General features: G+C 63.0%; 20 protein-coding genes. 4 read left to right on the top strand and 16 right to left on the bottom strand.

Annotated elements, in window-relative coordinates; genetic code table 11:
* Positions 1-70 precede the first annotated feature (70 nt).
* The 11 genes from ACR9ZN_RS02620 to ACR9ZN_RS02670 form a co-directional block, all read right to left on the bottom strand.
* Complete coding sequence (locus tag ACR9ZN_RS02620) at positions 71-931, bottom strand: GntR family transcriptional regulator (RefSeq protein WP_481271287.1); 861 nt, start codon at positions 929-931, stop codon at positions 71-73.
* A 60-nt stretch (positions 932-991) separates the two neighbouring features.
* Positions 992-2233: a chromate efflux transporter gene (gene chrA, locus ACR9ZN_RS02625; protein ID WP_454818097.1), complete on the bottom strand. Its 1242-nt coding sequence runs from the start codon at positions 2231-2233 to the stop codon at positions 992-994.
* 230 nt (positions 2234-2463) lie between these two features.
* Positions 2464-3492 carry a trans-3-hydroxy-L-proline dehydratase gene (locus ACR9ZN_RS02630; protein WP_454818095.1) on the bottom strand — a complete coding sequence of 343 codons (1029 nt, stop codon included), beginning with the start codon at positions 3490-3492 and terminating at the stop codon, positions 2464-2466.
* Positions 3493-3501: 9 nt separating this feature from the next.
* Positions 3502-5193, bottom strand: a complete 1692-nt coding sequence (gene lhpI, locus ACR9ZN_RS02635) for a cis-3-hydroxy-L-proline dehydratase (RefSeq protein WP_481271288.1) — start codon at positions 5191-5193, stop codon at positions 3502-3504.
* 17 nt (positions 5194-5210) lie between these two features.
* On the bottom strand, positions 5211-6212 hold the full coding sequence (locus ACR9ZN_RS02640) for a 4-hydroxyproline epimerase (RefSeq protein ID WP_454818091.1): 1002 nt from the start codon (positions 6210-6212) through the stop codon (positions 5211-5213).
* 15 nt (positions 6213-6227) lie between these two features.
* Positions 6228-7472, bottom strand: a complete 1245-nt coding sequence (locus ACR9ZN_RS02645) for an NAD(P)/FAD-dependent oxidoreductase (protein ID WP_481271289.1) — start codon at positions 7470-7472, stop codon at positions 6228-6230.
* The gene (locus ACR9ZN_RS02650; protein ID WP_434960879.1) at positions 7469-8191 is read right to left on the bottom strand and encodes an amino acid ABC transporter ATP-binding protein; all 723 of its coding nucleotides are present in this window, start codon (positions 8189-8191) and stop codon (positions 7469-7471) included. The genes ACR9ZN_RS02645 and ACR9ZN_RS02650 overlap by 4 nt, the downstream gene beginning before the upstream one ends.
* Entirely contained in the window at positions 8184-8837 is a 654-nt protein-coding gene (locus tag ACR9ZN_RS02655; protein WP_434960878.1) for an amino acid ABC transporter permease, read from the bottom strand. Before ACR9ZN_RS02655 ends, ACR9ZN_RS02650 begins: the two co-directional genes overlap by 8 nt.
* 11 nt (positions 8838-8848) lie before the next feature.
* On the bottom strand, positions 8849-9514 hold the full coding sequence (locus ACR9ZN_RS02660; protein WP_454818086.1) for an amino acid ABC transporter permease: 666 nt from the start codon (positions 9512-9514) through the stop codon (positions 8849-8851).
* Between the two features lie 69 nt (positions 9515-9583).
* A complete protein-coding gene (locus ACR9ZN_RS02665) occupies positions 9584-10390 on the bottom strand; it encodes an ABC transporter substrate-binding protein (protein WP_434960876.1) in 807 nt (268 codons plus the stop codon).
* Between the two features lie 566 nt (positions 10391-10956).
* Entirely contained in the window at positions 10957-11964 is a 1008-nt protein-coding gene (locus ACR9ZN_RS02670; RefSeq protein ID WP_454818084.1) for an ornithine cyclodeaminase family protein, read from the bottom strand.
* Positions 11965-12066: 102 nt separating this feature from the next.
* On the opposite strand from ACR9ZN_RS02670, the gene ACR9ZN_RS02675 reads away from it, so the two are divergent.
* On the top strand, positions 12067-12960 hold the full coding sequence (locus tag ACR9ZN_RS02675) for a LysR substrate-binding domain-containing protein (protein ID WP_481271290.1): 894 nt from the start codon (positions 12067-12069) through the stop codon (positions 12958-12960).
* A 162-nt stretch (positions 12961-13122) separates the two neighbouring features.
* On the opposite strand, the gene ACR9ZN_RS02680 is transcribed toward ACR9ZN_RS02675, so the two are convergent.
* Positions 13123-14640, bottom strand: coding sequence for an aldehyde dehydrogenase (NADP(+)) (locus tag ACR9ZN_RS02680; RefSeq protein ID WP_454818080.1), 1518 nt, complete (start codon positions 14638-14640; stop codon positions 13123-13125).
* Positions 14641-14773: 133 nt separating this feature from the next.
* On the opposite strand from ACR9ZN_RS02680, the gene ACR9ZN_RS02685 reads away from it, so the two are divergent.
* Positions 14774-15811: an Ldh family oxidoreductase gene (locus ACR9ZN_RS02685; protein WP_441770804.1), complete on the top strand. Its 1038-nt coding sequence runs from the start codon at positions 14774-14776 to the stop codon at positions 15809-15811.
* Positions 15812-16068: 257 nt separating this feature from the next.
* Here ACR9ZN_RS02685 and ACR9ZN_RS02690 read toward each other — a convergent pair whose 3' ends face one another.
* The 3 genes from ACR9ZN_RS02690 to ACR9ZN_RS02700 form a co-directional block, all read right to left on the bottom strand.
* A complete protein-coding gene (locus ACR9ZN_RS02690) occupies positions 16069-17031 on the bottom strand; it encodes a dihydrodipicolinate synthase family protein (protein ID WP_441770803.1) in 963 nt (320 codons plus the stop codon).
* Positions 17032-17257: 226 nt separating this feature from the next.
* A complete protein-coding gene (locus ACR9ZN_RS02695; RefSeq protein WP_434960870.1) occupies positions 17258-17965 on the bottom strand; it encodes a GntR family transcriptional regulator in 708 nt (235 codons plus the stop codon).
* A 216-nt stretch (positions 17966-18181) separates the two neighbouring features.
* The gene (locus tag ACR9ZN_RS02700; RefSeq protein ID WP_481271291.1) at positions 18182-19039 is read right to left on the bottom strand and encodes a LysR family transcriptional regulator; all 858 of its coding nucleotides are present in this window, start codon (positions 19037-19039) and stop codon (positions 18182-18184) included.
* 93 nt (positions 19040-19132) lie between these two features.
* On the opposite strand from ACR9ZN_RS02700, the gene ACR9ZN_RS02705 reads away from it, so the two are divergent.
* Positions 19133-19513, top strand: a complete 381-nt coding sequence (locus ACR9ZN_RS02705; RefSeq protein ID WP_441770802.1) for a tautomerase family protein — start codon at positions 19133-19135, stop codon at positions 19511-19513.
* 307 nt (positions 19514-19820) lie between these two features.
* Positions 19821-20030: a hypothetical protein gene (locus ACR9ZN_RS02710; RefSeq protein WP_481271292.1), complete on the top strand. Its 210-nt coding sequence runs from the start codon at positions 19821-19823 to the stop codon at positions 20028-20030.
* Positions 20031-20109: 79 nt separating this feature from the next.
* Here the strand turns inward: ACR9ZN_RS02710 and ACR9ZN_RS02715 are convergent, their stop codons facing one another.
* Complete coding sequence (locus ACR9ZN_RS02715) at positions 20110-21516, bottom strand: L-serine ammonia-lyase (protein ID WP_434960867.1); 1407 nt, start codon at positions 21514-21516, stop codon at positions 20110-20112.
* Positions 21517-21560: the final 44 nt, after the last annotated feature.

Below are 21560 nucleotides of genomic sequence, written 5' to 3' on the forward strand. Positions count from 1 at the left end.
GGATAGCGAGGCGGGTGGCAAGTCAACGCTTTCCCGGAACAGGCGCTCGGGACGGCTCGCGTGCTGCACCCTAACGGATCATGTCGAAATTGATATCGCCGTAATCGGCAAATAGAGCCGGACGCTGCTTTCGCAATAGGCGGAGGTTTTCGAACATGCTGTCGAGCTGGAATTGAAGTGCCGTGACAGCGGCCTGCTCGCTTCCGGTTCTCAAGCCTTGGTAAATCGCGCCATGTTCGGCGATCACGACGTCGAAACTGTTTTCGAAGGCAAAGGCGAGCAGCCTGACGCGGTCGAGCTGTCCCGTTGCGGCACGGAGTGTGCGCCAACTGTTGCCGACGCCTGAGACTTCGCAGATCAGCTTGTGGAAGGCGTTGTCGAGAGCGAAGAATGCATCGGTATCGTGCCGTGCGGCGGCTTCGCCCTGCAGGGCCAGAGAATGCTCGAAATCCTTGGCCAGGGCCGGGACGAAGTGCCGGGCCGCGAGGCGCGTTATCCGGACTTCCAGCGTTTCCCGGACGATCTGGCCGGTCAGCACTTCGTCGATGTCGATCGCGGCAACGAGCGCCTGGCCATCGGGCTCGATAATGACGAACCGTTCGCCTGCCAATTGCTGGATTGCATCCCTGAGCGGCGGGCGGGAAATCGATAAACGGGCGCAGATCTCTTCTTCCTGAATGGCCTCCCCCGGTGCCATTGCCATCGCGATGATGGCACTGCGCAACAGTTCATGAATCTGAGATGTCTCGGACAGGCCCGTATCCAACTTGACGGCTTTGAACAAATCGAGGGCCGATGTCATTGCCTGCCCCTCTGCGCCGGATTGTTGTGGCGGACTAACCCGCTCTTGCCTCAATAAAACACTGCACTGAAGCGATTGACAACTGTATCTTTTAAAATATCGATCGGATTTGATCAGACAAATTGTCAAAATGTACTGTAAAACGATTGATCCTATGACCTGTATATGAGGTATGGCCGACTTCGGCGCTCAATTCAGGCGAAGGGCAATCCCACCGGCGGCGAGCAGGCCGACGACGATCCAGGGTGGGGCTTTCCACACCGTCAGCAGCAGGAAGCCGGCCAGCGCCAGCGCAAAGTCTCGCGGCGAGAGGATGGCACTGGTCCAGACGGGGCTGTAGAGCGCCGCAGCGAGGATGCCGACGACGGCAGCATTGGCCCCGCGCATGGCTGCCTGGGCCGCCGGCCGCAGCCGCAACGCATCCCAGAAGGGCAGTATGCCGTAAACCATGAGGAGGCCCGGCGCGAAGACGGCGACCAGCGCGATCAGCGCACCGGCAATGCCGTTGGGCATTGGTGTCATGATGGCACCGAGATAGGCGGCAAAGGTGAAGAGGGGGCCTGGCACAGCCTGGGCCACGCCGTAACCGGCGAGGAAGGTCTCGTTGCTGACCCAGCCTGGCGCAACCACCTCTGCCTGCAGCAGCGGCAGGACGACATGACCACCGCCGAAGACCAGCGCCCCCGAGCGGTAGAAGGCATTGAACAGAGCGATCACGCCGGAGAAGATCGTGTCCGGGCCGGTCGCAGCCGTGAGGAGGGCGGGAATGACGAAGAATGCCGCGAACAGGGCCAGGGCGATGGCACCTTTGCGCCGCGATACGGCAAAGCCGAGACGGCCGACCGGGGCGTTCCGTTCAGCGCGGCAGAGCCAGAGCCCGGCAAGCGCGCCGATGGCGATGGCACCGATCTGGCCGAACCAGCCTGCCGTCAGGACGGTCAGGGCAACAGCCGCCAGGGCGATGGCGGCGCGTTCCCTGTCCGGCGTGAGGGTCTTGGCCATGCCCCAGATCGCCTGAGCGACGACCGCGACCGCCACCAGCTTCAGGCCGTGTAGCACACCTGCAGCCAGGGGGCCGGCAAGGGCCGATGCGCCGAGAGCGAATGCCATAAGGATAATGGCCGAAGGCAGGGTGAAGGCCAGCCAAGCTGCAAGGCCGCCCAGCAATCCCCCGCCACGCAAGACTCCGAGGCAGAAACCGACTTGGCTGGAAGCAGGGCCCGGCAGGAACTGGCAGAGCGCTACGAGGTCGGCATAGGCGGCCTCGCCGATCCACTGGCGCCGCACCACCAATTCGTCGCGGAAATAGCCGAGATGGGCAATCGGTCCGCCGAAGGAGGTCAGTCCGAGCTTGAGGAAGATGCCAAAGACCTCGAGCGGCGAACCATTGGCTGGCTCGACATGGGAACGGGCTTGCCTACGCCCATCCATGACCGACCTCCAAACGGATAGCGGCGGATCGAGTGGATATCGCAGGCCTCGCGCGGAGCTGCATGGTGGAGACGGGGCGGGGCAAAACCGGCCGGCCGAGACGTCTTGCTGCGCGGGCCGCCATCATTTCGAAAACACCTGTATCGCCGAAAATCGATATCGATAGCCGACGATACAGGTGGGAAGTCTCGGGTCAATGACGGTGTCCAATGCTGAAGCGGGCAAGCGCTTCAGCGTGCGCCCCAGGTGTCGCTCAGCTTGTAGCCTTCGGGCCAGGGATCCGAAGGGTCGAGCATGTGCTGGTGGGTGCCGGTAATCCAGGCCCTCCCGGAAATCTCGGGCAGCACTGCCGGACGGCCGCCGACCTCGGTGGTGCCGACGATGCGGCCCGTGAAGGTCGAGCCGATTACCGAAACCGCGGTCAGGCTGTCTTCCATGGTCATCTGCCTGCGTGCGTGCAGCACGGCCATGCGGGCCGACAGCGCCGTGCCCGTCGGCGAACGGTCGACCTTGCCGGGCTGGATCGCCACCGCCGCCCCGGCGCGCAGGCCCTCGGCCGTACGCTCGACGGCACCGGCGAACAGGCAGAAGGAAAAATGCTGCCAATCGGGATTTTCAGGATGGTGGAAGCCGAGCGCCGCATTGGCGGCATTGGTGATGCGCACGCCGAGCGTGGCGATGTCATGCGCCTCATCGGGCTTGAGCGAAAAGCCCAGGGCGGCGGCGTCGACGATGACGAAACTGTCGCCGCCATAGGCGGTGTCAACGGTAAGCGTGCCCAGCCCCTCGACTTCAAGCTTTGCATCAAGCTTGTCAGCGAAGCTCGGAAGGTTGCGTACGAAAATGCGTTCGGCCTTGCCGTTCCGACACTCTGCGCGAACGCGAACGAGCCCGCCGGGCGCTTCCAGGGTGATCTCCGTCACCGGCTCGTGCATCGGCAGGATGCCGCTGTCGAGCAGCACGGTCGAGACGCAGATCGAGTTCGAGCCGGACATCGGCGGGGTGTCTTCCGGCTCCATGATGATGAAGGCCGCATCCGCTTCGGGGTGCTTGGGCGGCACCAGCAGGTTGACATGGCGGAACACGCCCCCACGCGGCTCGTTCAGGACGAAGTTGCGCAGGGTCTGGTCGCGGGCGATCCAGCGGCTCTGTTCCCAGATGGTGTCGCCGGGCGGCGGGGTGACGCCGCCGACGATGACGTCGCCGACCTCACCCTCGGCATGGGCCGAGATCACATGGATGGTCTTGGTGCTGCGCATGGGAATTCCTCAGGAAAGCCAGGTCGGCAAACGGCGCGGGGCATGGCCGGTCAAGGCTGCGGCCACGCAATCGGCAAGGTTGCCCAGGCGCACGGTGCGGCCGGACAGGCCAGGACCGTAATGGGCGTATTTGCCCGAATTCGTCATCACGGCGCGGGTCCGCGTCGGGAAGACCGGTTCGGAAATCGAACACCAGCACAGGTCCGGCAATACCTGCACGCCGCTCTCCTGCAGGCGTGCAAGCGTGCCATCGCTTTGTGCTTCGCGGATGACCTGCTGTCCGGCGGTGACGATGACGGCGACATCCGCAAGACACCTGCGGCCTGCCAGCGCCTCGGCAAGGTTGCGGCATTCGTCGAGCGACGCATGCGGGCTGCCGATTGCGACGAGTTCTACCTGTTCCGGCCCTTCGTTGAGGCGCTGCCAGGCTGCAGCCATGTCGGCGCGGGTGATGACGGCATGGTCGGCGTCATCGGCCACGGCACCGCCAGCCTCTGGCGTGACCCCTTCGACATGCAGCATCGGCGCGGCCGAGGTGGTGCCGAAGGCGGCGCAGAGCGCCTTGAGGTCGTCCCGCGAAGGACGGGCCGTGGCAATGCCGCGCAGGAGCGGGATGCGTTCGGGCGCGGCGCGGCCGGCGAGATAGCCGATCAGCGGCCAGAAGGCATCGTCCACATCTCCGGGCAGTTCGACGTCAAGGACGCGGCGGGCTTTGCGGTGCCGATCGAGATAGACACCCGACAGGGGAGCCCGTCCCGTCACCGCGATGCAGAGGTCGAGGAAGTCGGGATGCTTGGCCGTTCGCGCGCCGAGCACGGTGTTGGCGAAGATCACCGCATTGGACTCGGCCCAGGCGATGGTTTCGCCGGCATTGGGGGCGCTGTCGAGCAGATAGGGCGAACAGGTGAAGGTCGGTCGGCAGCCCATGCGGACATAGGCATCGGCGAGGCTCGCGGCGGGGGCGCCGAAGGAGGGCGGCACGCCCTGTTCCCGCCAGTGGGCATGATCGACCGAAATCGCGTTCATCGTGGTGGGCACGCGGACACGGGCGCCCATCTCGGCCATCTTCTTGGCAAAGGTCAGGTTGGCGGGGCTGGCATAGATGCAGCCGTCGATATGGGCCTGGGTGACGTCCACAAGCCCCTGGGCGCCCTGCTGGGCGGCCATGGCGCAGATGATGCGCATGGCCTGCTGTATCGCCGGTCCGTCGCGTCCATCGAGCATGGAACGGTCGATATCGGTGAGGTCGAGCGTGGCAAGAGCCGGGGGCGCGAGAGACAAAGTGAGACCCTCGGCCTCGATGCCTGTATCGTCGATGCGTGCGGACTTTGCCCGTGCCAAGGCCGCGAAAGCCTCCGGCGCCAGGCGCAACACGGGCAGGGGCCTGCCGAAGAGTTCGGCGGCAATCAGCGCACCCAGGGTCAGCACGTCCTCGGGTTCCGAGAACACCAGCGCCGCTGGCGCCCGCCCGTTGAGGACGAGGTCGAGCAGCACGCCCGAACCCGTGCACGAGCCCCGGCTCGACGGCATCATCAGGATGCCACCCGTGAGGCAGGTTCCGTGCAGGGGATGGTGCACGTCAATCACCCGCCCGGTGGCGGGATCGACACCGCCCCAAAAGCTGAGCGCTTCCTCGCTGGCGATGACAGGCCCGTGGGCGGAGCCGGCAAGGATGCTGCGCGCGGATAAGGCGGTATTCATTTCACCACGAAACCAGTTCACTTGACCACAAAACCATGGGCGAAGGGGTCGCGATCGTCGATGAAGATGGTGTTGATGCCGGTCATGCGCGCCCAGCCTGCGATGGAGGGGATGATCGCCGCGCGGCCGGCAACTTCGGTTGCCGCCTCGACCCGCCCCTTGAACAGCGAGCCGATGATCGATTCATGCACGAATTCGTCGCCGACCTTCAGCTCGCCCTTGGCGGCGAGCTGGGCCATACGGGCCGAGGTGCCGGTGCCGCATGGCGAGCGATCGATGGCCTTCTCACCGTAGAACACGGCATTGCGGGCATGCGCGCCTGCCTGCGTGGGCTTGCCCGTCCACTGGATATGGCTGAGGCCCTGGATCTCAGGATGCTCGGGGTGGACGAACTCATATTTGGCGTTGAGCGCGGCGCGCAGTTTCGGGCTCCAGCCCACCAATTCGCCGGCGGTATGGTCGGCCATGTCGCGGAAGTTCTTCTGCGGCTCGACGATGGCATAGAAATTGCCGCCATAGGCGACGTCGACCACGATCTCGCCCAGCCCCTCGACCTCGGCCGTCAGGCCTTCCGCGTGGAGGAAGCCGGGCACGTTGGTGAGGCGAACCTCCTCCACGAAGCGGCCCTCCTGGCGGTAGGTGATGTCGACCTTGCCGGCGGGGGCGTCGATCGAGAGCTTGCCGGGTTCGCGCGGGGTGATCAGGCCGTGCTCGATCCCCATGGTGATGGTGCCGATGGTGCCATGGCCACACATCGGCAGGCAGCCGGAGGTCTCGATGAACAGCACGGCAACGTCACAGTCCGGCCGCGTCGGCGGATAGAGGATCGAGCCCGACATCATGTCGTGGCCGCGGGGCTCATACATCAGGCCGGTGCGGATCCAGTCGAATTCACGCAGGAAGTGGGCGCGCTTTTCCAGCATGGTCGCGCCTTCCAGGCGTGGGCCGCCGCCCGACACCAGGCGAACGGGATTGCCGCAAGTGTGGCCGTCGATGCATGAGAACGTATGGTTGGCCATGGCAGGACCTTTTCGTCAGAAACGCTGAGGCGAGAAAGAAGCGATATCGATGGCGGGCTTATGGCCGGTGAGAAGATCGGCGACGATCCGCGCCGTACCGGCCGACTGGGTCAGGCCGAGATGGCCGTGACCGAAGGCGTGGATCACGCGCGGCGTGGCGCGGGCACGGCCGATGGCGGGCAGGCTGTCGGGCAGGGAAGGGCGGAACCCCATCCACTGCACGCCACCTTCCGGCTTCAAAGCGGGCAGGAAGGCCTGCGCCTTCTTCAGCATGGCCTCGGAACGACGGAAATTCGGCTTGAGCTCCAGGCCACCGAGTTCCACGGCGCCGCCAACGCGAATGCCGGTCGACAGGCGCGAGACCACGAAGCCGTGGCCGCCGAAGGTGATCTGGGTACGTAAATCGAGGGCATCGGGCGGCAAAGTGGTGTTGTAGCCGCGCTCGGTTTCCAGCGGAATGATCTCGCCAATGGTCCGGACGATCCGGTGCGAGAAGGCGCCGGCCGCGAGTACCACCTTGGCGGCTCGCCGCACGCTGCCGTCGGCACCAAGGATCTCGACGCCGTTTTCGTGGGGGCGCAGCGCCTTGACCTCCACCCGCTCGATCAGCCCGCCGCTGGCGCGCAGATGGTCGGCCAGCGCCAGGGTATAGAGCTTGGGATCGGCGATGGAGTACCAACCGGGCGTGAAGGTGCCATGGGTGAAACGTGGGGCCAGCCCGGGCTGGATTTCGGCCATGCCGGCGGCATCGAGATGACGGAATTCGATACCGTGCGCCTGCCGAACGGCCCAGCCCGGCAGCGAGGCTTCGAGTTCCGCCTTGCTCTCATAGACCTGCAGATTGCCTTCCTTGCGCAGCATCGGCAGTGTGCTGGTCTGGGTGAGGAAGGGCTCGAGCTCGGCTTTGGACAGATCCATCAAGGCGGTCTGCGCAGCGGTCGAATGCGCCACGTGTGACGCCGAGCAGGCCCGCCAGAAGCGGAACATCCAGGGCGCGATCTGCAGCGCATAGGCCGGCGGCACGCTCAGGGGGCCCAGCGGATCCAGCAGCCATTTCGGCGCCTTCTTCAGGATGCCGGGCGAGGCGAGCGGCAGGATGTCAGTAAAGGCGAAGGCCCCCGCATTGCCCGCCGAAGCGCCGGCTGCCGGGCCTTCCCGGTCCAGTACCGCGACCGAGAGCCCGCGCGCCTTGGCGGCGATGGCGCAGGACAGGCCCACCACGCCGGCACCGATGACGATGACATCGAGATCGGAACTCACCGCACGCTCGCCAGGAATTTCTGGGTTTCGGGGTTCTGTGGCGCACCGAAGAGCTGGTCCGGCGTGCCGATCTCCGCCATCACACCCTGGTGGAAGAAGGCCACCCGCTTGGAGACATCACGGGCGAACGCCATTTCGTGGGTGACGCAGATCATCGTCATGCCCTCTTCTGCCAGCATCTTGAGCGTATCGAGCACTTCGCCGACGAGCATCGGGTCGAGCGCTGATGTCACCTCGTCAAACAGCATATATTCGGGCGACATCGCAAGGGCCCGGGCGATCGCCATGCGCTGCTGCTGGCCGCCCGACATGCGGCTGGGATAGACGGAGAGTTTCTCGCCAAGCCCGACATGGGAGAGCTGCCTGACTGCGATCTCCTCCGCCTTGGCCTTGGCCATGCCGAGCACCTTGCGCGGGGCAAGCATCACGTTTTCCAGGACGGTCAGATGCGGAAAGGCGTTCCATTGCTGGAAGACGATGCCGACCTTCCGGCGCAGCTTGTTGAGGTCGGTGCTCTTGGCGTGGACCTCGGTGCCGTCGATGGTGATCCTGCCCGAATTGATCGGCTCCAGTCCGTTGATGCAGGTCAACAGCGTCGATTTGCCCGAGCCGGATCCGCCGATGATGCTGACCACTTCGCCCTTGTCGACGGTGAGGTTGATGCCCTTCAGCACTTCGAGAGCGGAAAAGGATTTACGGACGTTCTGGATCTCAATCATGGGGGGACCACCGTCTTTCGAGATAGCCGCCCAGCCGGGCGATGGGGAAGCTGATGAGGAAATAGATGGCGCCGCAGATCATCAGGATGAACAAGGGCTCCTGCAGGCGGGTGACCAGGATCTGCGAGGCGCGCAGGAGCTCGATCAGGCCGAGCCAGAGCACCAAAGCGGAATCCTTCATCACACCGAGCGTGAGACCGATCCAGGAGGGCAGCGAGACGCGTATCGCCAGCGGGGCCACGATATAGCGCATGTCCTGCCACCAGCTCATGCCGAGCGAGCGGGCGGCCCGGCGGGTGGTTGTCGGTACCGAGCCGATGCCGCCGCGCACGATCTCGGTGCAGTAGGCGGCCGTATACAAGCTCAACACCACGCAGGAGGTGGTGAAGGGCGGCCAGCCCAGTCGCGCGATGGACTGGAAGGCATTGGCCAGCACGAGCTGGATCAGCAGCGGGACCGAGCGGAAGATGTCGAGCAGGAAGGTCAGCGGCACCGACCAATAGGGGCCGAGCTGGACGCGGATCACGCCGAAGAGGATGCCGAGAACGGTACCGGCCGCGACGGAGACCGCCGTCACCGCCAGCGTCATCCCGGCGCCTTGGGCGAGGAAGGCGAAATCGCTCCAGGTAAGGGCGGTGTTGAACATGATCAGCCCTCTCAATACCGGAACATGCGCCAGGCAATCGCCCGGGCAGCCAAAGTGACGGCCTTGGCGATCAAATAGTAGATCACCGCGGCGAGCGCGAAGAATTCGAAGGTGCGGAAGGAGCGCGCATTCAGCTCCTGCGTGACACCGGCGAGATCGGTATTCATGCCCACGGTGACGCCGAGCGAGGTCATCAGGATGGCCCAGACCATCTGGTTGGTGGCGGGCAGGAAGGCGACGCGCAGCATCTGCGGTACCACGATCATGCGGAAGGCCTGCAGCGAGGTCATGCCGAGCGAGCGGCCGGCACGGGCCTGGGTGTCGGGAATGGCCTTGAGGGCGCCGCGGAAATTCTCGGCCAGATAACCCGCATTGTTGAAGGCGATACCGACGAGCAGCGCGGTGAACGGCGTCAGATGGATGCCGAAATTGCCGAGGCCGAAATGGGCCATGTAGATCTGGAACAGCGCCGGCGTATTGCGCGCCACCTCGACCCAGGCCGAGGCGAAACCGCTGAGCAGGCGATTGCCGGACAGGCGGAACAAGGTGAGGACGATGGCGATGGCCAGGCCGATCGCCATCGACAGGAGCGCGATCTGCAGGGTGACCAGGGCGCCTTCGAGCAACTGCGGCAGCGCCTTCAGCGCCTGGTTCCAATGGAAGGCATATTTGAACATGCCGTTTCACCTCTCGAGTAGGATCGGCGGCGCGAAGCTTGCCAGCGCGCCGCCGGTGAAACGGTCAGGTCAGCGATAGGAACCGTTGACGGTGAGATTGGGAACGTGGTCGTCGACCCACTTCTTGTAGAGCTCGGCGTAGCGGCCGGTGCGAACCTGCTGGTTGATGAACAGGTTGAGATAGTTGATCAGGCCGTATTCGTCGCGATTGGTGAACAGCGCCACATAGTCGATGTCGAAGGGCGCCTTGCCGACCACGGCGATGCCGGGGAACTTGCCGGTCTTCACATTGGCCTGTGCGACCGTCGAGGTCGAGACGGTGGCGTCGAGCTGGCCCTGGCTCAAGGCGAGGAAGACGTCGGCCTGGGTCTGGTAGGGACGGAATTCGCCGCTGCCCCAGGCCTTGACCTGCTTTTCCAGCGCGATGGCTTCATAGGTGCCGGCGGTCGCGCCGACGACCTTGCCCTTCATGTCCTCGAAGGACTTGACGCCAGACTTTTCATTGGCGGTCACCGCCATTTCGAAGGCGAAGTAGGGGATGGTCATGCCGACGGTCTTGGCACGCTCCAGCGTGTCGGAGGTCGAGGCGACGCCGACATCGACGCGGCCGGACATCAGGGCCGGGATGCGCTCGGGGAAGGGGGTCTCGACGATCTCGGCCTTCACGCCGAGGGCCTTGGCGAGATCGTTGCAGTAATCGACGTCGAAGCCGATCGGGTTGTTGTTGGCATCGCGCGCGCCCATGGGCGGGAAGTCGAGCACGACAGCGCAGCGCAGCGTTCCCGAAGCGATGATGTCATCCAGCTTGTCAGCCTTGGCGGGGCTGACCATGGCGATGGCGGCCATGAGGCCGAAGGCGGCAACCGATTTCCTCATTCTAACGCTCTCTCCCTGCGTTGGCCCGTGTTTTTCACGGCGGGGCCACTATTGCGTTTTCGAGCGCGAAATCAACTAAAAATACAACATGAATACAAAAAGAATTTTATGTGTGGGCATAAGTTATTCTCGTGAGTGCCCATCACTCGTCGCCACACCGCTTCTCGCCAATGGTCCGAAGGCGCAATCTGTTACTCCCGGTGCCACCGCAGGTGACATTATTCTCAGAAGCTCCGCTCGGGAGCGGGATCCGAGGCGCGCCAGCAATGGCCCTTGATCTCCTCCCAACACCTTCGGCTATGCCGAAGATGACAGATGCCCTCATTTGGGCATGATCAGTGCGGCGGATCGGGATTATCCGCGTTTGGACCAGAGTCTATCGGGATTTCCGACTCAGATTTCGGGCGCAGTGACTTTGCTTGGGATCACGTTTGACGGCACTGAGTTCGGATTGTTTTAAGACGGACTCAATAATTTGGGGTCGTCTTTTGGTAAGAAATACGGATAGTATCTGATCGAAGAAATTTCGATACCGCAAACATGGATAAGTTCTACAAAGATTTGCGCTATAGAACAATAACTTGACCCATTTTCTTAGATTTTGCGTGTCTGTACGCGATATCGGCCGCTATCATGTCTTCCATTGCGATGCCCATCGCTTTGTAGACGGTAATGTCCGTTTCCAATTGCCTGCCGCTTTTCAAGCGCGAAAGCATGTCACCTAACGTTGTCGCGACGCCGGGATCAATCCCGCAAAGCTCGCCGCAACCAACGGGAGGTGCCTCAAAAGCCTCAAGGCTTTCGACAAACAGGCTCGCCTTTTCCAACAATTCGACCGGCAATTCTCCGTGCGGAGGCGCATACCCAACGGATGTGACATGCGTCCCCGCACGTACCCACCCTGCCTCAATCACCGGTGTGTAGGAATGGCTTGCCAAGCAAACTATATCCGACGTTCGGACCGCTGCTTCGACATCCCTGACGGCAATGGCTTTTGGATTCAGGCGCGCGAGCTTTTCAGCATCTTCATACTCAAGGGAGGCGATGCGGATCTCGGTGAAATCACCAACCAAGGGCAGTAGCAGCAAATGCTCGCGACCTTGGACTCCGGCCCCAATGATCGTTGCGACCCGAGCATTCTTGCGGGCAAGCGCGCCCACTGACAGAACGGCCGATGCCGCAGTTCGAACCGCGGTAATATACGTGCCGTCCATGATGCATACAGGCGCCCCGGTCTGCGCATCAAACAAGGTGATCGTAGCCAAATGGTTCGGAAGGTTGATTGCGAGGTTTCCCTCGAACACATTTACGACCTTAACCGCGATATTCATCCCCTCCATATAGGCGGGCATTGCCAAGCTAAATCCTTTTCCAGGAATCGTGATCTCGGGCCGGTGCGGAGACTGTACGGCACCTCGTGCAAGAGCCTGAAATCCGCTCGACAGGCGGCTAAGGAGTTCGCGGGGGTCAAGGTGCCGCATAACATCCTCTTCGCTCAGCGCCAAGATCGGCATGTCTCCTTTGCGGATTTCGGCTGCACTTTTTACGGCGTGCCTTTGCGCTTCACTACCCATGGACTTTGTTACCCTCCAAATTACATTGGTGCTAAGAATGTTGGTATCTTGTTTGAAATCAAACGATTAAATTTACTACATCATAACTTGAGGTAATGGTTTATGGGCGGACGCAAGCTACCATCCTTGACCGCCCTTCGGTCTTTCGAGGTCGTCGCTCGGACGTTCAGCTTTACAAAAGCCGCAGAGGAATTGGGTGTTACTCAAGCGGCAGTTAGTCGTCAGATCAAGAATCTCGAGCGGGAACTTGCGGTAGAACTGGTATCGCGACGGTCAACGAAGAATGCACTGACGGATGCAGGCGACTTGTTGTTCGATGGCATCTACCGTGCCTTCGAAACGATCGCCGGCACCGTTGATAAGATCACCGACACCGGCGATAGGGAGATCCTCACCATAAGCGTGGCACCCTATCTTTCCGCGCAATGGCTGACTCCACATCTCATGGAATTCTTGGCCGTCCACCCCGAAATTGATTTACGGCTGCATCATTCTTATCATCCCTCCGACCACCGCAGGGAGGGCATCGATATAGGCATCAACTGGGGCTCGGGTGAGTGGCCAGGTGTTGAGAAGATAAAGGTGGTTGACGGATCCCTAGAGGCAGTCGCCAGCCCGGCGTTGATTGAAAAAATCGGTGTGCCGGTCGATCCCAACAAGCTTCTGGGTCAACCCCTCTTTTACGAATTCGATTTGCAACATTGGCGGCTGTGGTTCGAAAATGCCCATGTGAAAATGCCTGACAATTTCAGAGGGCAGCGAATCTCCGATTCTCACGCACTTCGGCGCGCCATCGTCGATGGACATGGCGTTGGGCTGTTTTTCTCGGCGTTGCTCGATGAAGACGTTGCGGCAGGACAACTCATTAGATTGCAGGGCAGCGCCATACATACAGGATATGACTATTATTTGAATTATCCGAGAGATGTCCAATTGCCCAAGAAGGCAAGGGCCTTCATGAGATTCATATTAGCAAAAGCCGGCATCCGAGGATGATTATGGTGGACGCTGGCCCCGCGTGAATCGACTGATGAAATACTCATTATCGGGACCGAATTATGACTGCGGCCCACCTAAATTCGGATCATCAGGCTTGAAATAGTGTGCCCCTCGCGGATAGTAGCGATCCGCTACTATCGAGGGCTGCAGCCGTTGCCCTCAGCCGTCCAGATCCTCGGGCAGCAGGCCCTGCGGCAGGTTCTGATAAGCAACAGGGCGCAGGAAGCGGCGGATCGACAGCGTGCCGACGCTGGTCGCGCCGAAATTGGTCGAGGCCGGATAGGGGCCGCCATGCACCATGGCATCGACGACTTCCACCCCGGTGGGGAAGCCGTTGACGAGCACGCGCCCGGCCTTGCGCTCGAGGATTGGCAGCAGGCGGCGTGCGGCCGCAAGATCCGCCGGCTCCATATGAAGAGTCGCGGTCAACTGCCCCTCGAAGGAGCGGGCCAGCCGCTCCATGTCTTCCGGCGACGATGCCCGCACCACGAGGCCGAGCGGCCCGAACACCTCTTCGCCGAGCGCGTGGTCGGCGACGAAGCGATCGCTCGACGTTTCGAACAGGCTGGGCGCGACCTCGCGGCCGGACATCGGCGTCGCCAGCACGGATCTGACGGCGTTGCGTTCGGCCATGCGGGCCTGGCCTTCATGGTAGGATCGGGCAATGCCGTCCGACAGCATGGTCTGCGGCGCCACCTTGCCGAGAGCTTCCGTTGCAGCGGTGGTGAAGCGGTCTGCGTCGGGGCCCTCGATCACGATAGCGATGCCGGGATTGGTGCAGAACTGGCCGGCCCCCATCGTCAGGGAGGCTGCCCAGCCTTGGCCGAGTGCCTCGGGTCGTGCCTTGAGGGCTTCGGGCAGCAGGAACATCGGATTGACGGATCCGAGCTCTCCGAAGAAGGGGATCGGTTCCGGGCGGGCCGCGCAGAGATCGAACAGTGCGCGGCCACCTGCGAGCGAGCCGGTGAAGCCGACGGCCTGGATCAACGGATGCTGCACGATGGCGTGGCCGATCTCGCGGCTGTTGCCCTGGATCAGGGAGAACACGCCCGGATGCATGCCGCTCCTGCGGATGGCGGCGTCGATGGCCTCAGCCACGATCTCGCCCGTTCCCGGATGGGCCGAATGGCCTTTGACCACCACAGGGCAGCCGGCCGCGAGCGCGGCGGCGGTATCGCCGCCGGCAGTGGAAAAGGCGAGGGGGAAGTTGGAGGCACCGAACACCGCGACGGGGCCGATGGGGCGCTGCATCATGCGGATCTCGGGCCGCGGCGCGGGCTGGCGATCGGGTAATGCCACATCCACGCGGCGGTCGAGATAACCGCCAAGCTCGACATGATCGGCAAAGAGCCGGAGCTGGCCGGTGGTGCGGGCGCGCTCTCCCTGCAGGCGTGCGGCAGGCAGGCCGGTTTCCTGGCTGCCGATCTCGGTGATCGCCTCGCCGCGCGCCTCGATCTCCTCGGCGAGCAGGCGCAGGAAGGCAGCGCGCTCCCATCGCTTGGCATAGCCGAAATGCCAGAACGCGTCCTCGGCCGCCTCGCAGGCCCGGTTCACCAGCGCGCTCGTGCCGATCGAAAACCGGTGGGTGGGCCCATGGGCGGGGGCCGATGCGAAGAACCCTTCGCCTTCGACCCAGTCACCTGCGACAAGATGCTTGCCTGTGGGAGTGAAGCCCATATGCCATTCCTTCCGAGCCGTGCGGGGAAACGCGAAATTTCATCGCGCTTGTCGATTATATGTATACACCGTGTATTTTTTCTATCAACCCGTGATATCGAGCGGCAACGCGAACGACCAGGAAAGGCATGCCATGACTGACAGCCGTCTTTTGACGACGAGGGAACTGAGCGAGCAGGTGGAGGCGATCTTCCGCAAGGCCGGCTTCAATACCGCGCAGGCCGGAGCTGTGGCGCGGGTGATCGTCGCCGGCGAGCGTGACGCCTGCAAATCGCACGGCATCTATCGTATCGAGGGCGCGCTGCGCACGGTGAAGGCCGGCAAGGTTCGGCCGGACGCCGAGCCGGAACTGTCGGCTCAGGACGCCTCGGCCATCGTCAAGGTCAACGCGAAGGGCGGCTTCGCCAATCCGGCCTTCGAGCTCGGCCTTCCCTTGCTGGTCGAGCGGGCGCGTTCCTATGGGCTTGCCGCGCTGGTGATCAACGACTGCACCCATTTCTCGGCGCTCTGGCCCGAGGTGGAGGCCTTGACGGAGCAGGGTCTCGCCGGTCTCGTGATGTGCCCCAGCTACTCGGCCGTGGCGCCCACCGGCGGCAACAAGCCCTTGCTCGGCACCAACCCCTTCGGCTTCGGCTGGCCGCGCCAGGGCAAGCCGCCCTATGTCTTCGACTTCGCTACCTCCGTCGCGGCGCGCGGCGAGATCGAACTGCATCGACGGGCCGGCAAGCCATTGCCCGAGGGCTGGGCCATCGATGCCGAGGGCAAGCCGACGACGGATCCGGTGGCGGCTCTTGCCGGTGCGATGCTGCCCTTCGGCGGCCACAAGGGCTCGGCGATCGGCACCATGATCGAACTCCTGGCCGGCATCATGATCGGGGATCTCACCAGCCCCGAAGCACTGGAAGCCCTGGGCACCACGAGTCTGGCGCCGGCGCATGGCGAGTTGATCCTTGCCTTCTCGCCCGAGAAATTCGCCGCCGGACGCCCGGGAGATCCCTTCGCTCGCGCCGAGATTCTGTTCGAAACCATCGTCGGGCAGGGCGCCAGGCTGCCGTCCCAGCGCCGGTTCGTGGCGCGCTCCAAGTCACAGGCGGAAGGCATCCTCCTCAGTGCGGCCGAGGTAGAGCAGCTCGACCGCCTGCTGGCCCTCGGCCTCGACGCCGTGGACTGAGGGGCCTCGTATTGGCTGGGTGACTGCTCTTTAGAACCGGGCCGATCGCAGGAACCTTCGCTTCTTGTCATCACCGGGCTTGTCCCGGTGATCCTGCCACCATCTCGGTGGGTTGCAGTATCTCGATGCCCGGGACAAGCTCTGGCATGACAAAATCGAGTTCTTGTCGGCCTCGTTGCGATTGTAGAGCCGGCCAGCAGCAAAAAGGCCCTCCGGATGGGAGGGCCTTTTTCAGTTCGGTGCTTTCGACAATGCCGTCAGGCGGCGCATTTCTGCACGGCGCCGGGGAGGCGGCTCCACTGCGCATACCACGTGTCGAACAACTTGAGCTGAGTCTCGGCGTAGCCGCGCTGACTGTCGGACAGCACATCGGTTTCGTTGAAGTTGAGGGCGTATTCCTTGTCGCCCTTCACCACCATCATGTGCTTGAAGAAGAGCACGAGGTCCGGTCCTTCGTCGAAGGAGGAGAGCACGGCCAGGGCCTGCTCCAGTTCCTGGGCGCGCTGGCGGGCGTCGACATCACCGGCGGCGGCGGCCTGCGACAGCTTGCACAGATGGATCACTTCCTTGGGCAGCACATTGCCGATGCCGGTGATCGCGCCGGTGGCGCCGCAATTGACGAAGCCATGGAACACGGCGGTATCGACGCCGATCATCAGCGAGACGCCATCGTCGCGGCTGGTGATGTTCTCGGCCGCATAGCGCATGTCGGCCGGGCCGCCGAACTCCTTGAAGCCGACGAGGTTGGAATGCTCGGCCCTGAGGGCGAAGAACAGGTCGGCACGGGTGGCGAAACCATAATAGGGGCTGTTGTAGATCACGGCCGGCAGATCGGGTGCAGCGGTGAGGATGGCCTTGAAATGATCCTTCTGGGCCGCGACCACCGAGCCGCGCGACAACACACGTGGGATCACCATCAGGCCCTGAGCGCCGACTTTCTGGGCATGGGCAGCATGCGCCACGGCCGAGGCGGTATTGACCGCGCCGGTGCCGACGATCAGCGGGATACCGGCCTTGACCAGACGCTCGACGCCTTCCATGCGCTGGGCGTCGGTAAGGAGCGGCCAGTCACCCATCGAGCCGCAATAGACCACGGCCGACATGCCGTCGGCGATGAGCTCCTTGCCCTTGCGCACGAGAGCATCGAAATCCGGGCTGCGGTCTGCCTTGCACGGGGTCATCAGCGCGGGGATGACACCGGAGAAAATCTTGGCCTTCATCTCGGGTTCCTCTGTTGGCCTGTCGGATAGGCTTGATCGTAGCACCGCAAGGGCGCCGGTTCCTCACCTTCGACGTCTTCATACGCGTTTGTATATTATTTGTCGACAAGAAATCGACATGCAAAGATACGAAACCCCTCTTATATGAACGATACTTATCGTAATGAATTGTTTTCGCTTGTTCTTTTCGTTTCGCGGCGAGCCGGGAAAATTGGAGAAAAACGCCTCAAAGCGCGATGTCGAGACGGCGGTCGCGGACCAGGAGCTTGCGAATTTGCTCGACGATCTGCTCGGCGTGGATCTTGGCCAGCCGTTCGGCGAGGTCGACGTCACGCGCCACGACGGCATTGATCATGTCTTCGTGCTCGTCGACGAAGCGCTGCGGCAGCCGATCGTCAAAGGATTGGTAATAAAGGCGCAGGAAGCGCCGGCCCTCGTCGAGCAACCGCTGGAACAGGCCGGCAAAATAGGGATTGCGGCCGGCTTCGGCGATGGCCGAATGGAACGCGGCATTGGTGGCGATCATCGCCAGGGCATCCTGGGCCTCGACCGCCGCGGCAAATTCTGCCTGGCGGGCGTGGATCGCGTCCAGATCCTGCTGGCGATGATGCTCGGCTGCCAGCCGTGTCGTCACCCGATACATCAGCACCAACGCATCGAAAAAGGGCGACATGTTGAGGAAATCGATGCTCGATACCATGGTCGAACGATTGGGGAGGGTGTCGATCAATCCCTCGCCGGCGAGTCGCACCAGGGCCTCGCGGATTGGCGTGCGGGACATTTTGAAGCGCTCCGCCAATTGGACCTCATCGATCGGGCTTCCGGGTGGCAGCACCAGATCGAGGATTTCGTCGCGCAGGAGGTCGTAGACCATCTTGACGCCGGAACCGCGCTTGCGCTCCGTGGACGGGCCGCCCTCTGACTTTTTCTTCATTTCAGAATCCTCTTGTCGACAAGAGGGATACTGTCGAGCGGACAAGCGATCAACCGTTTCGCGGCGATACCGTTTGCCGGTGCCGGGGAGTTGGCATTACGCTCTACCCCATGAAAGGCATAGATACTTAAGTTTTTCAGTAAATTAGAATGAATATATAATTCAAAGAATTAACTCTTGGAGAGCGACTCATGCTTCCGTGCTTTTCCTGGGGCATTAGCCGCGCACCGCGGCCCGAAAGGCGGCGGACAGAGCGGCAAGTGCTTCGCGTGGCCGGCCATTGCCAACCCGGCTATGCAGCAGCACGGGCAGGCGCGGCAAATCGGGAAGGCCGAGCCTGCGCCCCACCTCGACCGCACCGAGGGGCAGCATGCGCGGCGCCAACGCCGCGACGCCGAGTCCGGCCATGACGGCGGCGGCTACCGCCGCAACACCGCCGCCGACGAAGATCTCCGTCCAGCGTATGCCGGCCGCGTCGAGAAGCCGGCCGGCCATCACCCGCACGCCGCAGGGTTCGGCCAATGTCGCAAGCGGCAGAGGCTCGTCCGCCCGGTGCTGCCAGCCCGGCGCCGCGAACCAGCCGAGCTTTTCCTCGGTGATGATCTCGCCATCGCTTCGCCCGGCATGCAGGCGCACGATCACCGTGTCGAGTTCCCGCCGGTCGAAGCTTTGCAGCAGATCACCGGACGAGCCGATCCGGATCTCGATCAGGAGCTGCGGGTCCTGCGCATTCATGCGCGCGATCAGCGCCGGCAGTTCCGGCCCGGCGACATGATCGCTGATGCCGATGGTCAGGCGCTGACGAGCCCCAGCAAACACGCCGAGCGCGCGGTCATGCACTTCGAGAAGCTCGCGGGCATGATCGAGGAAGGTAGCGCCCTGGGCCGAGAGCTGCACATAGCGAGGTGTCCGCTCAACGAGCCGGCAGCCGAGCCTGATTTCGAGACGCTTCAGCTTCAAGCTGACGGCGGCCTGCGTCGTCTGCATGGCTTCCGCCGCCCGGGTGAAGCTGTCGAGCTCGGCAATATGGACGAAGGCCCTGATGGCATCGAGGTCGAGGGGGCGTTCCATCATTTCCAATCGTTATCATTGATATCCACTTTCATAGAATATCAAAATGTTGGGGTGGCCGCTAATCTCGAACGGAAATCATGGAGAAGAACGGATATGCCGCTTACACACATCTCGTTGCGGGCTGGAAAGCCGGAGGCCTACCGGCAAGCCATCTTCGACGGCCTCTATCGCGCGATGCGCGAGACCTTCGACGTGCCCGAGGACGATCAGTTCATGACCATCACGGAACATGAGGCCGGAAATTTCCGCTATGGCGCCTCCTATCTCGGTGTCGCCCGCAGCGACGATCTCGTGTTGATCCAGATCACCGCCAACGACACCCGCAGCAAGGAACAGAAAAAGGCGCTGTTCCGGCGGATCGCCGAACTGCTCGGCCAAGAGCCCGGCATCCGGGCCGATGACGTCTTCGTCAGTCTGGTTGAGGTTGCGAAAGCCAATTGGTCCCTCGGCCATGGCCTCGCGCAATATGCCTGAGGGGGCACCACGTCCTCGAGTGCCAGCTGCAATGCTTCACCCGCCCGGCAGGATGATGAAGCCGTCGATGGTGACGGCACCGGCCTATTGCCCGATCTGCCCGGTTGCGTCCTCTGTCGTTCCGATGACGCGCCAATGCGCCGAGCCGATTACCTCGGGACGGGTCAGAAGCTCGGCATGGGTATGGCTGCGGAAAATCGACGCTGCTGGAGGCGATCATGGGCTTCTTGCCCCTGAGCGCTGGCGAGATCACACTGGCGGGAAGGCCCCGTCCGGGCCATCGGGCGGAACGTGCTCGCCCGCGATATTGCCTATCTGCCGCAGGACATTCATTGCCCAGGACCGCTCGCAGGCAGCGATCCGCGCCCGGCTCGACAAGATCATGCCGGGCTGGGACAAGTTCCTCAAATCGGCGCGGGAAGGGCGCATTCTCTATCTCGACTCCGGTGAGGTCGCCACTCCCACCATCGCCAGTGCCGAACACACGCTCGACGCCTTCGCCGCCAGGAAGGAGTGAGCCAGGCCCCCGCGACGGCGACAGAGTTGCGCGTGGAGAGCAACGCCTTCGTTCCGATCGTAACTGGTCTCGTCGGCTCTCAGCATTCCGGCAGGTTGACGGCAAGCCCGCCGGTCGAGGTCTCCTTGTATTTGAGATTCATGTCGATGCCGGTCTGGCGCATCGTCTCGATGCAATTGTCGAGCGGCATGAAATGCTTGCCGTCGCCGCGCAAGGCCAGGCTGGCGGCGCTCACCGCCTTGATCGCACCGAGCCCATTTCGCTCGATGCAGGGCACCTGCACCAGGCCCTTGGCCGGATCGCAGGTCATGCCAAGATGATGCTCCAGAGCGATTTCGGCCGCGTTCTCCACCTGCTCGTTGGAGCCGCCGAGCGCTGCGCAAAGCCCTGCCGCCGCCATGGCCGAAGCAGATCCGACCTCGCCCTGGCACCCGACCTCGGCTCCCGAGATCGAGGCGTTGTATTTGATGATGCCGCCGATGGCGGCGGCAACCAGCAGAAAGTCGCGGATGCCTTCATGGCTCGAGCCACGGCAGTGATCGCGATAGTAGCGGATCACGGCCGGCACCACGCCGGCGGCCCCGTTGGTGGGCGAGGTGACGACGCGTCCACCGGCGGCGTTCTCCTCGTTGACCGCCATGGCATAGATCGAGATCCAGTCATTGACGACATGGGGCTGTTCGAGATTGCGGCCCTGTTCGGCTAGAAGCTGCTGATGAATGGTGCGTGCACGACGCCGCACCGACAGGCCGCCCGGCAGAATGCCGTCGTGTCGTAAACCCCGGTCGATGCAGCCGTCCATCGCAACCCAGATCGCATCGAGCTTGTCGTCGAGAGCGCCGCCGTGGACGACGCCTTCATTGGCCCGCTTCATCTCGGCGATGCTGAGATTGGCGGCGGCGCCCATCGCCAGCATTTCGGCAGCCGTACCGAAGGGATGGGGAAAGCCGAGCGCACCCGGCTCATCGGACGAAGACGCATCCTTGCTGCGCTGGGCTTCGAGTTCTTCGGCCGACAGGACGAAGCCGCCGCCGATCGAATAGAAGATCCGGCTGAGAAGCACCGCGCCCTCTGCATCCGTGGCCGCGAGGATCAGGCCATTGGCGTGGCCGGGCAGAGGTGGGCCATAGTCGAAGATGAGGTCGGTGTCGGGGGTAAAGCTCAGCGGCGGCAGGCCTGGCAGCCTGATCACGCCGGCATGGCGGAGTTCTGCTTCCTTCTCCTGTGCCAGGTCCGGATCGATGGTGGCAGGCAGAAAGCCCATCAGCCCGAGGATGACGGCACGGTCGGTGGCATGGCCGTGACCGGTGAAGGCCAGCGAGCCGTGCAGGCTGGCCTTGAGCCTGAGGCCCGTCATTGCAGGCTCGTGCCTGACCAGGGCACGCAGTTCCTCCAGAAAACGGGCCGCCGCCACCATCGGCCCCATGGTGTGGGACGAGGAAGGCCCGATACCGATCTTGAAGATGTCGAAAATCGACAGAAACATGCCAAGCTCTCTAATCAACGCTCTCTAATCAAGGCAGGCGGCCC

The organism is Labrys sp. HAY1-8F (assembly GCF_056754975.1).